The 14728-nt window shown below is 73.6% G+C and carries 13 protein-coding genes; 11 read left to right on the top strand and 2 right to left on the bottom strand.

The window, feature by feature from the left end; genetic code table 11:
* Window positions 1-525: 525 nt before the first annotated feature.
* On the top strand, window positions 526-1437 hold the full coding sequence (locus tag FDA94_RS02555; RefSeq protein WP_212735136.1) for a S66 peptidase family protein: 912 nt from the start codon (window positions 526-528) through the stop codon (window positions 1435-1437).
* Here FDA94_RS02555 and FDA94_RS02560 read toward each other — a convergent pair.
* Entirely contained in the window at window positions 1413-2081 is a 669-nt protein-coding gene (locus FDA94_RS02560) for an HAD family hydrolase (RefSeq protein WP_170990748.1), read from the bottom strand. The genes FDA94_RS02555 and FDA94_RS02560 overlap by 25 nt on opposite strands.
* Window positions 2082-2189: 108 nt before the next feature.
* Between FDA94_RS02560 and gnd the strand changes: the two genes are divergently transcribed.
* The 10 genes from gnd to FDA94_RS02610 all read left to right on the top strand — a co-directional run bounded on the left by gnd (window position 2190) and on the right by FDA94_RS02610 (window position 13874).
* Complete coding sequence (gene gnd, locus FDA94_RS02565; protein ID WP_137245363.1) at window positions 2190-3101, top strand: phosphogluconate dehydrogenase (NAD(+)-dependent, decarboxylating); 912 nt, start codon at window positions 2190-2192, stop codon at window positions 3099-3101.
* Complete coding sequence (locus FDA94_RS02570; protein ID WP_137245364.1) at window positions 3085-4131, top strand: hypothetical protein; 1047 nt, start codon at window positions 3085-3087, stop codon at window positions 4129-4131. The genes gnd and FDA94_RS02570 overlap by 17 nt, the downstream gene beginning before the upstream one ends.
* Complete coding sequence (locus tag FDA94_RS02575) at window positions 4128-4346, top strand: phosphopantetheine-binding protein (protein WP_137245366.1); 219 nt, start codon at window positions 4128-4130, stop codon at window positions 4344-4346. The genes FDA94_RS02570 and FDA94_RS02575 overlap by 4 nt, the downstream gene beginning before the upstream one ends.
* Window positions 4343-5713 (top strand): AMP-binding protein, encoded by a 1371-nt coding sequence (locus FDA94_RS02580; protein ID WP_137245368.1) that lies wholly within the window; start codon window positions 4343-4345, stop codon window positions 5711-5713. The genes FDA94_RS02575 and FDA94_RS02580 overlap by 4 nt, the downstream gene beginning before the upstream one ends.
* Window positions 5710-6993, top strand: a complete 1284-nt coding sequence (locus FDA94_RS02585) for an ATP-grasp domain-containing protein (RefSeq protein ID WP_137245370.1) — start codon at window positions 5710-5712, stop codon at window positions 6991-6993. Before FDA94_RS02580 ends, FDA94_RS02585 begins: the two co-directional genes overlap by 4 nt.
* On the top strand, window positions 6981-8168 hold the full coding sequence (locus FDA94_RS02590; RefSeq protein WP_137245372.1) for an MFS transporter: 1188 nt from the start codon (window positions 6981-6983) through the stop codon (window positions 8166-8168). The genes FDA94_RS02585 and FDA94_RS02590 overlap by 13 nt, the downstream gene beginning before the upstream one ends.
* Before the next feature lie 15 nt (window positions 8169-8183).
* Window positions 8184-9230: a thioesterase domain-containing protein gene (locus FDA94_RS02595; RefSeq protein WP_137245374.1), complete on the top strand. Its 1047-nt coding sequence runs from the start codon at window positions 8184-8186 to the stop codon at window positions 9228-9230.
* Window positions 9231-9287: 57 nt separating this feature from the next.
* Window positions 9288-10298, top strand: a complete 1011-nt coding sequence (locus FDA94_RS02600; RefSeq protein ID WP_137245375.1) for a DUF4331 family protein — start codon at window positions 9288-9290, stop codon at window positions 10296-10298.
* Between the two features lie 183 nt (window positions 10299-10481).
* Window positions 10482-11924: an FAD-dependent monooxygenase gene (locus FDA94_RS02605; protein WP_137245376.1), complete on the top strand. Its 1443-nt coding sequence runs from the start codon at window positions 10482-10484 to the stop codon at window positions 11922-11924.
* A gap of 36 nt (window positions 11925-11960) precedes the next feature.
* The gene (locus tag FDA94_RS02610; RefSeq protein WP_137245377.1) at window positions 11961-13874 is read left to right on the top strand and encodes a DUF7824 domain-containing protein; all 1914 of its coding nucleotides are present in this window, start codon (window positions 11961-11963) and stop codon (window positions 13872-13874) included.
* Window positions 13875-13877: 3 nt separating this feature from the next.
* On the opposite strand, the gene FDA94_RS02615 is transcribed toward FDA94_RS02610, so the two are convergent.
* Window positions 13878-14720 (bottom strand): LysR family transcriptional regulator, encoded by an 843-nt coding sequence (locus FDA94_RS02615; protein ID WP_137245378.1) that lies wholly within the window; start codon window positions 14718-14720, stop codon window positions 13878-13880.
* Window positions 14721-14728: the final 8 nt, after the last annotated feature.

A 14728-nucleotide genomic window follows, 5' to 3' on the forward strand; every position in this document is an offset into this window, starting at 1 on the left:
ACCATGGCGCCGTTTCTGGCGCCGCTCGAGAAGAGGTGCGGGATGAGCCCTGAATCTCCCCCTCCGGAAGGAGAAAATCTTGAAAGAAATTCGCGGGGTGAACGCCCACGATCAGCACCGCGCTGACGATGTCCACCACGTGCACGGCTGAAGGGAGGGAGAAGAATGCCATCATCGTGGCCGTCCAGGCCTCGGCGAGCCGCTCAAGCCGCGCGCGAGAGACGTAGACGGAACAACCGCCGGTCACCGATTGTCACCGGCCGAACGAGTGCATGCCCCGGACGCGGATTGATGAACTAGCCGGACGCTGATCTGAGCGGCTGCTGATTGACGTACGTTCACGTACAAGATCACCAGCGCCGGGTGCGGATCGCGGAAGACGCGCGCAAACCGGCGAATCTTCGATAATCGCGCATGGGCTTCCTCTCGGTGCGACGCGTTGTAACGCCGCGCCAAACCGGAAACACGTGTGGGAAAAGGAGGCGTTCCGCCAGGTGAGACGGCCGATTCGAAATGTCACATGACATGGCCGAGTCAATCCCGCGGCTGCGGCCGGGTGACCGGGTCGCCGTGGTCGCGCCCAGCGGGCCGGTGTCGCCCGAGCGGCTGGCGTACGGCTGCGACCGCCTTCGCGCCGCCGGGCTCGACGTGGTCGTCGGCGCGCACGTCCTGGCGCGGCACGGCCTGTTCGCCGGCTCCGACGAGCAGCGGGCCGCCGATCTCACCGCCGCCTGGTGCGACGAGCGGGTCCGCGCGGTGCTGTGCGCCCGGGGCGGCTACGGCGCGTTGCGGCTGCTCGACCACCTCGACCCCGGACGGTTCGCCGCCGCCGCGCCCAAGCCGCTGGTCGGCTCCAGCGACGTGACCGTGCTGCACCGCTGGCTGGCCGAGCACACCGGCGCGGTGAGCCTCTACGGGCCGATGGTGGCCGGCACGGCGCTGGGCACCGACCGCCTCGGTCACCGATGGGCCGGGGAGCTGATCCGGACGCTGATGTCGCCGGAGCAGACGCGGCGGCTGCACTGCCCGGACGCGGTCGAACTCGTGCCGGGACGGGCCGAGGGGCCGGTGACCGGAGGCAACCTCAATCTGCTCGCGGCCCTGCTCGGCAGCCCCGAGGCCGGGTCGGCGGCGGGGTGCGTCGTGGTGCTGGAGGACGTCAACAAGGAGGCCCACCGGCTCGACCGGTTGTTCACCCAGTTGCTGCGGGCGGGCTGGTTCGACGGCGCGGTCGGGGTGGTCGCGGGCCGGTGGCGGAACTGCGGCCCCGATCCCGACGCGATCCTCTACGAGCGCCTCGCCCCGCTGGGCGTCCCCATTTTGGCCGGGTTCGACGTGGGGCACGGTCCCCGTCAGCTCACCGTCCCGCTCGGCGTCCCGGCCGTGCTCGACACCGGCGGCCGGTCGCTGACCTACACCGTCCCGGCCCTGGCCTGAAGGCTGAACAGGTCGTCGAGCCCGATCCCGGTCAGCGACGGCAGCACCAGGTCGGCGGCGGCCAGGTCGTGCCCGGCGGTGAGCGGGCCGGGGACCGCCACGCAGCGCAGGCCGGCCGCCTTGGCGGCGGTGACCCCGGTGGCGGTGTCCTCGATCGCGACCGCCGCCTCGGCCGTCGCGCCCAGGCCCGCCAGCGCCGCCAGGTAGACGTCCGGGGCCGGTTTGGCGGCCGCGACGTCGTCGCGGCAGAAGACCCCCGCGAACGCGGGCCGGAGCCCGAGCCGCTCCAGATGCCCCGTCACCCATTCCCGGGCCGCGCCCGAGGCGACGGCGGTGCGGACCCCGGCGTCCCGCGCCTCGGCCAGCAGTTCCCGCACGCCCGGCAGCGCCGGCAGTTCGAGGGCCAGGGCCCGCACCCGGGACCGGATCCGGAGCACCGCCGCCGGCGGATCGCCCGCGGCCTCCCCCAGGATCTGCGCGACCCGCTCGGGCCGCAGGCTCTGCTGCCCCAAGGTGGCCAGGAACGCCTTTTCGTCGAAATGGATGTCAAGGTCGGCGCACTCGGCCCGCCATCCGGCGACCACCGCCGACTCCGTGTCGACGATCACTCCGTCGAAATCGAAAACGAGAATCCGGTCCGCCATTGTGCCTCCTATTTCCGGATATGTGAATATGCCAATTTGGGCGTGTGTTTGATAGCGTGCTGAACGCGACATTTCACCGAGGCCGGGGCGCAGCGTCGGGAGGACGAAATGGATATCGGGCTGGTGGGACTCGGCCGGATGGGGGCCGGTATCGCACGGCACTGGCTGCGGGACGGTCATCGGGTGGTGGGCCATGACCTCGACGACGCGGCGACCGCCGATCTGCTGGACGAAGGGCTGCACCGGGCCGCCGACCTCGCGGCGCTGGTCGCCGCCCTGCCCGCGCCGCGAACGGTGTGGACGATGCTGCCGGCCGGTCCGCCGACGCGCGAGGTGACCGCCTACCTCGAAGACGCTCTCGAACCGGGAGACCTCCTGATCGACGGCGGAAACACCAACTTCCACGAGACGGTCGAGCGGGCCGCCCGCTGCCGGGAGAAGGGGTTACGGTTCCTCGACGTCGGCACCTCGTCGGGGCTGCTCGGCCGGGCCGAGGGCTACTGCCTGATGGTCGGCGGCGACCCGGAACTGGCGGCGGAGACGATGCCGATCCTGCGGAGCATCGCCCCCGAGGGCGGATGTCGGTATGTCGGCCCCTCCGGCGCCGGCCACTACGTGAAAATGATCCACAACGGCATCGAATACGGGCTGCTGGAAGCCTATGCCGAAGGCTTCGAGGTGCTCAAGGCCAGCACGTACGACCTCGACCTGCCCGCCATCGCCGAACTGTGGCGGCACAACAGCCTGGTCCAGTCGCGGCTGCTCGACCTGCTCGCCAAGAAGCTCGACGCCGACCCGGAGCTGTCGAAGTACACCGACTACGTCGAAGACCTGGGCACCGGCCGGTGGGCGGTGCTGGAGGCGATCGACCGGAACGTCCCGGCCCCCGCGATGACCGCCGCCCTGCTGACACGGCTGCGCTCCCGGCAGGAGACGTCGTTCGGCGGGCAGGTCCTGTCGGCGCTGCGGGAGGAGTTCGGCGGTCACGTCGTCAACCGGCCCCATGGACCGGTGGCCTGACGGGAAGGTCCGGTTCCGGACCGCCACGACCCTGTCGGACCTGCCCGGCCTGGAGCCCGCCGCGTTCGACCCCGACGCGGGCGCGGCCGGCGCACCGGCCCGGCTGCTCGGCGTCGAGTCCGACGGACGGTGGCGATGCTCCTACGTGGCGGCGGAATCGGCCGGCGGCCTCGAAGCACTCGTGCCGGTCTACCGGCCGGCCGGTCGCGCCTGGCCCGACGTGGCCTACGCGCCGGACGGCTGGCCGGTCCCGGCTCCCGGGATCACCCCCGACCGCTGCCTGTTCGTCGGGGGCGTGTACGACCGCCGCACCGCCCTGCACCTGCCCGAGGCGCTGGCCCCGGAGGCGCTGCGCGAGGCCGCGCGGATCGCCGTACCGGAGGACCGCTGTCTGGTCTTCCCGTTCCTCTACACCCGCGCCCGCCGGACCGTCGACGCCGCCACCGGCGGGTCCGTCCGGTGGTGCGTCCTGGAGCACGAGGCCCGGTTCGCGCTCGGCGAGCCTCCGTCCCGGGTGCGCGGGGTGCTGCGCCGGGACCGGCGGCTCATCGAGCGGGCCGCCACCACGGCGTCGGTCGTGCCGTGGCACGACGCCGATCCGCGCACCGCCGACCTCGTCGCCGGGCACAACCTGCGGCTGGGCCAGTTCGACCACCCCGAGTTCGTGCGCCTGCGGTACGCCCAGTGGGCCGCCTGCGCGGGCGTGGAGGTGATCGTGTTCGACGCGCGCGCCGGGTCGCACCACGGCGTGCTCACGGCGCTGGTCTGGCGCGACGGTCTCGAACTGCACGAGATCGGCCTGCCGCCGTCCGGCGACCCGGCCCGGCTGGCGCTCTACCTCGACCTGATCTTCCACCGCCCGCACGCGTACGCCCGCGCGAACGGGCTGACCGCCATCCGCGCGGGCACCGCCGCCCGGACCCCCAAGGCGTCGCGGGGCGCCGCGTTCGAGCCGCTGTACGGCGGCGTGCTCGACGCCGAGAACACCAGGCGGCTCGCGCGCGGGCCCGACCCGAGGAGTACCGGATGACCCAGTCAGAGGTGGCCGGCCTGATGGCCGAGATCCTGGAAACCGACGACCTCGCGGCCGACGAGAGCTTCTTCGAGGTCGGCGGCACCTCATTCCTGGTGCTGACGCTGATCGCCCGCATCCAGGAGCGCACCGGCGTGACCCTGCGCATGATCGACGTCATCCGCCGCCCCACCCCGGCCGGGGTGCACGCACTGGTGGACGGCCTCTCGTGACCGTCTGGACGGCCTTCCGGGCGCACGCCGAACGCCGTCCGGACCGTCCGGCGATCCGCTCCGACGCCGGCGTCGTCACCTACGGCGAACTCCGGGCCCGCGCGGACGACCTCGGCTCCCGGCTGCGCGAGGTCCGCGGCGGCCTGGTCGCGCTCGACACGGGAGACCCGGCCCTGGGCGCCCTGGCCTTCCTCGCCGCCGCCCGCGCGGGGTGCGCGCTGATGCCGCTCAACCAGGACGCCCCGCCCCGCTACCGGGCGGCCGTGCTGGCGGACGCCCGGCCCTCGGCGACCCTGCGGCCGGGCGAGGCCGCGCCGCTCGACCTCGTGCCCGAACCGGGCGCCCCGAGAGCCGGGCTCGACGAGGTGGCGTACCTGCTCTACACGAGCGGCTCGACCGGCCGGCCGAAGGGCGTGCTGGTCTCCCACCGGGCGCTGGCCGACCGGCTGACCGGCCTGGCCGCCGTGCCGGGGCTGGGGGCGGGGCGGCGCATGCTGGCGATGACCGCGCTGTCGTTCGACATCTCGATCGCGGAGATGCTGCTGCCGCTGACCGTCGGCGGCACCGTGGTCGCGGCCCCGGAGGAGGCCCGCCTCGACCCGGAGATCTTCGCGGCGGCGGTGCGCCGGCACTCCCCCGACGTGCTGCAGGCGACCCCGAGTTTCTGGCGGCTGGCCGTGGCCGCCGGCTGGCGCGGCGCGCCGGAGAGCGACCTGTGGTGCGGCGGCGAGGAGCTGACCGCCGCGCTGGCCGGGCGGCTGCTCCCCCGAGGCCGCCGTCTCTGGAACGTCTACGGCCCGACCGAGGCGACCATCTGGGCCTCGGCCGATCTGGTCTCCACTCCCGACGAGGTGACCCTCGGCGCCGCGCTGCCGGGCAGCGGCATGTGCGTGTCTCCGGAGGGCGAGATCCTCCTGTACGGCCACGGCCTCGCCCTCGGCTACCTCGACCGGCCCGACCTGACGGCCGACCGCTTCCGCCTCCGCCAGACCGGCGACGGCGTCCGGCTCTGCTACCACACGGGTGATCGAGGGCGGCGGCGCGGCGACGGCCGCATCGAGTTCCTGGGCCGCGACGACGACCAGGTCAAGCTGCGCGGGCACCGCATCGAGCTCGGCGAGATCGAGCGGACGCTGGAGACGCACGAGAGCGTGTCGGAGGCGGTCGTCGTGGTCAGCGCCCGCGACGACCCGGCCCGGACGCATCTCACCGCGTTCGTCGTCGCCCACTCGGGCGTGGACGTCCGGGGCCTGCGCCGCTGGCTGGCCGAACGGCTGCCGGCCGCCATGCGTCCCGCGCGCATCGAACCGGTGGTGGCGCTCCCCCGGACCGCCGCGGGCAAGATCGACCGCCGGGCGTTACGGTGACCGGCCCCCTGGCGATCCTGGTCGCCGACCGGGCGTCCCTGACCCCGGTGGAGATCGTCACGGCCGCCGCGGACACCCTGCCGGTCCTGTTCGTCCTCGACGCGAAGGCGGACGACCGCCTCCGGCTGGTCGCCGAGGCCCTGGCACCCACGGTGTACGCCGACTTCACCGACGCCGACGGCTGCGCGGCCGTCATCACGAACGCCGGGGCCGGCACCGTGACCACGTTCACCGACCGGCTCTGCCCCCTGGCCGCGCGGATCCGCCGCCTGCTGCGGCCCGCCGACGGCCACCGGCTCTGGAGCGACAAGGAGGAGCAGCGCCGCCGCCTGGTCGCCGCGGGGGTCTCCCGCGTCAGGTCGGCCGTGCTCGACCATCCGGAACAGGCCCGGACGCTCATGGCCCGATGGGGCACAGGCGTGGTGGTCAAACCGGTCGACGGCGTCGCCAGCGCCCACACCTGGCTGCTGCGCACCCCGCACGACGTCGACGCGTTCGTCGACGCGTTCGTCGACGCGTTCGTCGACGCGTTCGTCGACGCCGTCGGCGCGCCCCGGCTGTTCGCCGAGGAGTTCATCGCCGGGCTCCCCCGCGCGACGCCCCTGCCGGCCGACTACGTCTCGGTCGAGATGGTCGGGCCGCTGGCGTTCGTCACCGACCGCGCCCCGCCGGCCGCGCCGTGCCGCGAGACCGGCCTGATGTGGCCGACGTCGCTGCCGCAGAACACGGTGACCCGGCTGGTGGCCACCGCCGGCGACGCGCTCGCGGCGCTCGGGGCGGGTCCGGGGAGCTACCACGTCGAGATCAAGCCCGGATCGGACCGGGACGAGATCATCGAGGTCAACGGGCGGCTGGGCGGTTTCGTCGCCCGCGCGGCCCGGTACGGCGCCGACGTCGACGTGGCCCGGCTCGCCCTCGACGTCGCGGCCGGTTCACCAGACCTGGGAACACGCTCGATCGCCTGGCGGCGGTGCGTGGCCGTCCTGCTGTTCCCCGCGCCGCAGGCCGCGCGGCGGATCAGCCGGGCCCCCGACCGCCGGAGCCTGAGCCGCCGCCCCGGGGTGCTGGCCGTCGACGAGGTGCGCGGCGCCGGAGAGCCGTGCGACTGGCGGCGCGGCACCCACGACGCGGTCGCCACGGTCTGGCTCGCGGGCGACGGCCATCACGAGCTCTGGGACCGGTTCCGCGACCTGGCCGGGCACCTCCACTCGGCGTTCGCCTTCGCCGACGAACGGGGCGAACCCGTGGCCGATGAGGACTGGCCCGCATGCCTGACGTGATGACCTCGCCCGTGCGCCGCTACGTCGCCGGTTCGTCGGTGTCGGCGTTCGGAAATCAGATGGCGGCCGTCGCGCTGCCGGTGGCGCTGATCTGGCACGGCGCGAGCGCGGCCGTCCTCGGGGTGGTGCTCGGCGCGGCGATCCTGCCCAAGACGGTGTTCCTGCTGGCCGGGGGCGTGATCGGCGACCGCCTCGACCGCCGGGCCGTGCTGGTCGCCGGGGACCTGCTGATGGCGTCCACGCAGGTCGCGACCGCCCTGCTGCTGTGGCACGGCGGCACTCGCCAGCTGCACCTGCTGGTCCTGGTCCAGATCCTGTACGGCTGCGCGAACGCCCTGGCCGTCCCCGCCCTCATCGGCGTTCTCCCGCAACTGGTGCCGGTGACCGGCCTGCAGCGGGCCAACGCCGTGCTGCGCACGGCCATGAACACGGCGGCGGTGCTCGGCCCCCCGGCCGCCGCCGGATTCGCCGCCGTGCTGAGACCGGAGTGGGCGCTGCTGGCGAACGCGGTGACGTTCCTGGTGTCGGCCGTGGCGGTGGCCGGGCTGCCGAAACTGTCCGCCCCGGCCGAACGCGCGTCGTTCGCGCGGGAACTGGCCGCCGGGTGGACGGTGTTCCGCCGCACGACCTGGGTGTGGCTGATGGTCGGATCGTTCGCGATCTACCAGGCCACCGTGCTGCCGGTGGTGTTCGTCATCGGGCCCCTGATCACCGGGGACGCGGGCGGATGGGCGGCGGTGCTCACGGCGCGCAGCGTCGGCGCCATCGCCGGAGGCCTGCTGCTCCTGCGCTGGCGTCCGCGCCGGCCGGTCGCCCTGGCCTGCGCGCTGCTGCTGCTCGACCTGCCGTTCCTGCTGGGCCTGACCGCCGGGCTCGGCGTGGTGGCGCTGGTGCTCGCCTCGCTCGTGGCGAGCGTGGGGCTGGTCGCGGCGGACACGCTGTGGGAGTCGGCGCTGCAGGAGAACGTCGACCCCGCCTACATCTCGCGGATCAGCTCCTACGACTGGATGGGGTCGGTGTTCTTCGCCCCGCTCGGTTACCTGGCGGTCGGGGCGGTGGCCGCGACCGCCGGCACGTCGGCGACGGTCGTCGCGGTCACCGTCGTGCACGCCGTCATCCACCTGTCGCTCCCGCTGGCCCGGCCGATCCTGGCCGTGCGGCGGGCGTCGTCGTGAAGAGAGGAATCGACCATGGAGGACTACCTGCGGTCGCGGTGGCGGCGGGTCGCGCCCGGGTCGGGCGACGGCTTCCTGACCGGCCCCGGCGGCGTGGCGGCGATGGTCGCCTTCGTGGTGGGCCTGCAGCAGTCGGGTCTCCCGGTCAGCATGCGCGACCTGCTCCGGTCGCCGACCGTGCCGCTGCTGGCGGAGGCCCTGCGGGACCGGGAGGCCGGTGCGCCCGGCGAGTATCCGGCGTTCGCCGACCTGTGGGAGGGGAGCAGGTCGGTGTGGTCGACCGAGGTCGACACGCTGGTGCCACTCGCCGACGGCGCCGGCCTCCCGCTGTTCTTCGTCCACACCGGCCTCGGGCAGGTGCGGTTCGTCCAGGGGGTCGTGGACGACTTCCGGCGCGGCCGGCCGGTCTACGGGATCGAGGCGATCGGGCTGCGCGGCCGGACGCGGCCCCCGTCGTCGATGGTGGAGATCGCCGACCAGTACGTCGCCCAGATCCGCCGCGTCCAGCCCCACGGCCCCTACTCGATCGGCGGGTTCTGCCTGGGCAGCCACGTGGCGTTCGAGATGGCCCACCGGCTCACGGCGGCGGGCGAGGAGGTGCCCGTCCTGGCCCTGATGCCTTCGGCGTTCTCGCTGGACGCGGGCGGGGTGAACTCGATCAGGCCGGGCGTACGGCAGCGGCCGGCCGGGGTCGGGCCGGGAGACCTCTACCTCGAACGGCTCGCCTACGTGCAGCTCATGTTCGGCGACCACGACCTGGCCGCGAACCGCGCGGAGGTGCTCGACGTCTTCGAGGAGACCTTCCGGCTCGACGGCGTCAAGCCGGAGGACTTCTTCTGGCACGCCGTGGTGGCCGCCGTGGGCGCGTTCGCGCAGGAGAACTACGACCCCCGGCCGTACCGGGGACCGGCCCTGGTCTTCCAGACGGCGCGGACCGCGACCGGCGAGGCCGCCGACTGGTCGCCCGTGGCCCCGAACGCGCGGAACGTCGTCCTCGACGAGGAGGACAGCCTGGCCCTCATGCGGACCCCGGAGTTCGCCGACGCCGTGGCCCTGCCTTAGCCGACACGCCGCGAGGCAACTCCTCGCGCGGCTGCTTGCCGCTTAACCTGCGGAAATATGTCCAACCACTTCACCGGGCTCAGCCTCGGGCCGCCTCTCGGCGACCAGCGTCTCGATCTGTGCGACCTCTACGCCTTCACCGCGCCCGGCGACCCGAGCCGGACCGTGCTCATACTCAACGCCAACCCCAACGCCGACGCCCTGCACCCGGACGCGATCTACCGGCTGAACGTCGACAACGACGGCGACCTGCTGACCGACGTCGCCTTCAGCTGGGTCTTCAGCCCGCCGGCGGCCGACGGCTCGCAGACCTACAGCGTCTACATGGCGACCGGCGAGGAGGCCCGCAGCCCGGAGGCGGTCGGCACCGAGATCGTCACCGGCGCCGCCGTCTCGTTCGGTCCGCAGGCCAACGTGGTCGAGAGCGGCGCGTACACGGTGGCCGCCGGCAGCCGCAGCGACGCGTTCTTCTTCGACTTCGACGGGATCAAGAATCTGTTCGACACCAGCGGCAACCGGAACTTCACCGCCCCGCACCTGGGCGGGAAGTCCCCGTGGACCGGCGTCGACTCCAACACCACCGCCAACGTCTTCTCCATGGCGATCGAGCTGCCGACCGCGGCGTTGCGCCCCGATCCCACGCTGCGCGTCTGGGGCCGCTGCAGCGTCCGGCGCGACGGTGAACTCGTCCACGCCGACCGCGCGGGACACCCGTCGATGAGCAGCTTCTTCAACACCGACGACACGAAGGAGGAGTACAACGCCAGTGAGCCGGTCAACGACCGGGAGCGGTGGACCGACCAGTTCGTCCACCTGCTCGGCCACACCGGCGGCTACACGCCCGAGGAGGCGGCCGCCGCGCTCGACGACCACGGCATCCTGCCCGACGTGCTGCACTTCGACCCGGCCAAGCCGGCGTTCTACCCCAACGGCCGGACGTTCGCCGAGGACGTCATCGACATCCGGGTCGCGTTCCTCACCAAGAACGAGGCGCCGCCCACCGGTCTGACGCCGCACACCGACACGCTCGACCGGTTCCCGTACCTCGGCGATCCGCACATGTCGTGAAAAGGAGTGGACGTGGTCAGGTGGGGGCTTGTAGCTTGCGGTCGACCGTGACTCCGCCCGGGGAGGTGAGACCCATGAACGCTGTATCGACGTGGGTGCTCCCCCGATCCGTCACGGCCGGGCGACTGCGGTAGGTGTCGCCGGGAGCGCCGTCATCAAGGCACTCCCGAAAGGCAACACCTGATGAACTCTCCGCAAGTCGACGCCGATGTGATCATCGCCGGATGCGGGCCGACCGGCGCGATGCTGGCCGCCGAGCTGCGGCTGCACGGTGTGCGGGTCCTCGTCCTGGAGAAGGAGACCGAGCCCGCCTCGTCCGTCCGCATCGTCGGTCTGCACATCCGCAGTCTCGAACTGATGGCGATGCGCGGGCTCCTCGACCGCGTCCTGGAGCACGGCAGACGGCGTCCGGCCGCCGGCTTCTTCGCCGCCATCGCCAAACCGGTGCCCGAGGGCCTGGACTCCGCGTACGCCTACATAGTGGGCATCCCGCAGCCGGTCGTCGAGCGCCTGCTCGCCGAACACGCGATCGAACGGGGCGCCCAGGTCCGGCGCGGGCGCGCGGTCACCGGCCTCCGGCAGGACGACGAGGGCGTCACCGTCGAACTGGCCGACGGGGAACGGCTGCGCTCGCGCTACCTCGTCGGCTGTGACGGCGCGCGCAGCACGGTGCGCAAACTCCTCGGCGTCGGCTTCCCCGGCGAGCCCTCGCGGAACGACACGCTCATGGGCGAGATGGAGGCAAGCGCCCCGCCGGAGGAGATCGCCGCCACGACGGCCGGGCTCCGCGACCTCCACCAGCCGTTCTGGCTCCGGCCCTTCGGCGGCGGGGTCTACAGCGTCGTGGTGCCTGCCGTCGGGGTCAGCGACCGCGCCGAACCGCCCACGCTGGACGACTTCAAGGAGCGGCTGCGCGCCCTCGCCGGGACTGACTTCGGCGTCCACTCCCCGCGCTGGCTGTCCCGCTTCGGCGACGCCACCCGGCTGGCCGACCGTTACCGGGTCGGGCGGGTGCTGCTGGCCGGCGACGCGGCCCACATCCATCCGCCCACCGGCGGACAGGGCCTCAACCTCGGCGTCCAGGACGCGGTCAACCTCGGCTGGAAACTGGCCGCGCGGATCCTCGGCCGGGTCCCGGACGCCCTGCTCGACACCTACCACGCCGAACGTCATCCGGTCGCCGCCGCCGTGCTCGACAACACCCGCGCCCAGATGGAGCTGTCGTCCCCCGAACCGGGCCCCCGGGCCGTGCGCAGGCTGCTCACGGAACTGATGGACATCAACGAGGTGAACCGGCGGCTGATCGAGAAGATCACCGCGATCGACGTCCGGTACGACTTCGGCGCGGGCCCCGACCTGCTCGGCCGCCGCCTGCCCGACATCGAGGTGAAACAGGGCACCCTCTACGGTCTGCTGCGGCACGGCCGGGGCCTGCTGCTCGACCGCACCGAACGCCTGACCGCCGGCGGCTGGTCGGACCGGGTCGACCGTCTGGCCGATCCCACGGCGGCGCTGGACGCCCCGGCCGTCCTGCTCCGCCCCGACGGCCACGTCGCCTGGATCGGCGACGACCAGCGGGATCTCGACGCCTGCCTGTCCCGCTGGTTCGGCGAGCCCATCGGCTGATCGAGTTTGTCGGTGGCGGCCTCTAGTGTCCCGGCCATGACTCACAGGACCGAGATTCCCGACGGCGAACGCTGGCTGGCGGCCTTCGTCGCGGGGGCCGCCGCCGATCGGGCGGCGCTGCGCGACGAACTGCGGCCCCAGGTCGACGCGGACGACGGCCACTGGCGGTCCAGGGAGTCATACGTCACGCCCCTCCACTGGCAGGCGGCCCTGGCCGCCGAGCTCGTCACCCCGGGCAGCGCGCTGACCCGGCCGCAGATCCAGCCGCAGAGATACTGGGAGTCGGCGAGCCACTCCACGAAGGTCCGGGTCGTGACCCGGGGCGAGGAGCCCGAGCCCGAGCCCTCGTCCCGGCGGTTCGTCTTCGTCGGCGGGCGGCCCGGCCGCCCCGCCGCCGACGACCCCCCGATGAGGGTCTTCCTCGTCACCTGGACCAGCGACGGGGGGCCGAGCTGGGCCGTGGCCCGCGAGGGCGAGCGGGAGATCCCCTACGCGCGCGGCCGGATCCACCTGAACGGCTCCCCCACCGACGTCGAACGCCCGCCGCGCCCCGTCACCGCCTGGCACGACTTCGACGACGACGAGCCGGGGCAGATCGGTCCGGCCGCGACGGGCGTCGTCTACGACGACTCCGCGGAGGTCATGCCCGAATACCTCCTCGACGACGTCTTCGAGCGCATGGCCGAGCTCGGTGTCGACCCCGTCCGGATCGAGGCGATGCGGGCCGACGGCGACGTGCCCCCGCCCGGTCCCGACGAGCCCCTCGTGGAGGTGAGCGTCGCCTTCATCCCGCCCCGGCTGCGTTCGGTCCTGCCCGACGAGCTGTCCGGGCCCGACGAGTGGCGGCGGCGCAACCGGCTGCCGCGTCCGGGCGCCGTCGCCCCGCTCCACGACTTCCAGCTGCACCGCTACGCGGAGGTCGCCGAGGCCCTCCGCGACGACGCGCTGCCACCGGTGCTGCTGGCCACGCCGACCCGGGCGAGCGGCCACCTCGACCCCGACGTGCTGGTCGACCGGCTGGAGACCTGCGCGGCGGCCGGGGTGGAGCCGCTCCCGGCCGACCTGGCGCAGGCGCTGCTGCGCCTCCCCCGGGGCGGCCATCACGCGGCGGCCGAGCGGGCCGCGAAGATCGACTCGGCCGCGGCGGCCGAGGCCGCCCGCCGGCTCGCCGGTGGCGGCATGGCCGATCCGGAGTGCGGGTTCACCTGGCAGCACCTGGTGGGCGCCTCCGTGGTCGACTTCGGCGACGACGAGCTCAACGAGTTCCTCGAGCTCAGGCTGCGGCCGGTGCTGCAGGTCACGGCCCCGACCGGCCTCCGGCTGATCGACGAGGTGCTGCTGCGCCGGCCTGACGGGTGGACGGTCGACGAGTCCGCCGGCCTCCTGCGCGACTGGCCCGCCATGCTCCCCTCCCACCGCGAGGTCGTGGCGGTCAACTTCCTGCCCTACCTGCTGCGCGAGCAGGTGACGTCTGAGGAGCTCGCCGGCCTGGAGCTCGCGGAGGGTCCGATCGGCGAGCCGACGGCGGTGATCATCGCGTTCCTCGTGGCCTGCGGGGCGCCCGGCGTGGTCCCGCTGGTCCGGAGCATGGCGGCCAAGGGCGACCTGCCCGTCGAGCAGATCTCCCGGCAGCTCGTGCTGGTGCTGCGCCGCTCCGGCCGGGAGACCCGGCCCGCCGTCGCGGTGCTGAGCGAGCTCGCCGAGGCCGGCGGCCACCACGAGGCGTGGCGGATCGTCAGCGCCGTGCTGCCTGCCCTGCTGCCGAGTGAGCGTCACCTCATGACCGTGACGCTCACCGAACTCGTCGCCTTCGCCGCCGACGTGGCCTGCCGGGCCGGCGCGCGCGGGGAGATCCCGATCGTCGCCGAGAACGCGCGGAGCCCGCGCACGCTCCGCTTCGTCCGCGAGTGCAGGCGGCTGCACGCCCAGCTCACGGGCGCGACGCCGTGAACCTCACGCCCGGAGGGCGGCCTCGACGAACTTGCGCACCAGCCGCTCCTGCCTGCCGGGCACGAAGGCGAGCGACACGGGGATCGGCGGGGCGTTCCGCAGCGGCACGAACGTGACGGCCGGATGGACGGAGCGCCGCCGGGCGACCTCCGGCACGACCCCGATGCCGCGCCCGGCCGCGACCGACTCGATCCACTCGTCGAAGTTCTCGGTCTCGACGACGGTGCGGGGCTGCCGGTCTGGCCACGACCACGGCCCGGTCGTCCCGCTGAGGATGTTGACGACCAGGGGCCAGTCGGGGATCTCCTCCCAGTCGACGTGGTCGCGCGTGGCCAGGAGGTGTTTCACGGCGCAGACCGCCACCCGCGCCTCGTCGAAGAGGTGGACGATCCGCAGCTCCCCCGCTCCCCACCTCGGGTCGCCCCGCAGGAGCGCGACGTCGACGGTGCCGCGCTCCACGGCCGCGACCGCGTCGTCGGCGCGGACCATGACGACCGTGCTGCCGGTCGCCGCCTCGAACCTGGTGACCATGTCCTGAGCCCACGGATCGGGCAGCAGCCAGCTGAAACCCAGCCGGAGACGGCTCTGCCGCCGGGCCGCCGCGACGGCGCGGTCGACGTCGGCCAGGACGCGTTCGGCGTCGCCCAGGAACACCCGGCCCTCACCCGTGAGCTCGACGTGCCGGGAGGTGCGGTCGAGCAGCCGCACCCGGAGGGCGTTCTCCAGCTGGCTGACGGTCCGGCTCAGCGCGGGCTGGGTGATCGCCATCTCCTCAGCGGCGCGGGTGAAGGACCCCAGCCGGGCCACCGTGACGAACGCCCTCAGGTGCCGGAGCTCCACATCCATAACCGTCA

Origin of the sequence: Herbidospora galbida, from assembly GCF_005233835.1 — a bacterium.
Taxonomy (GTDB): Bacteria; Actinomycetota; Actinomycetes; order Streptosporangiales; family Streptosporangiaceae; genus Herbidospora; species Herbidospora galbida.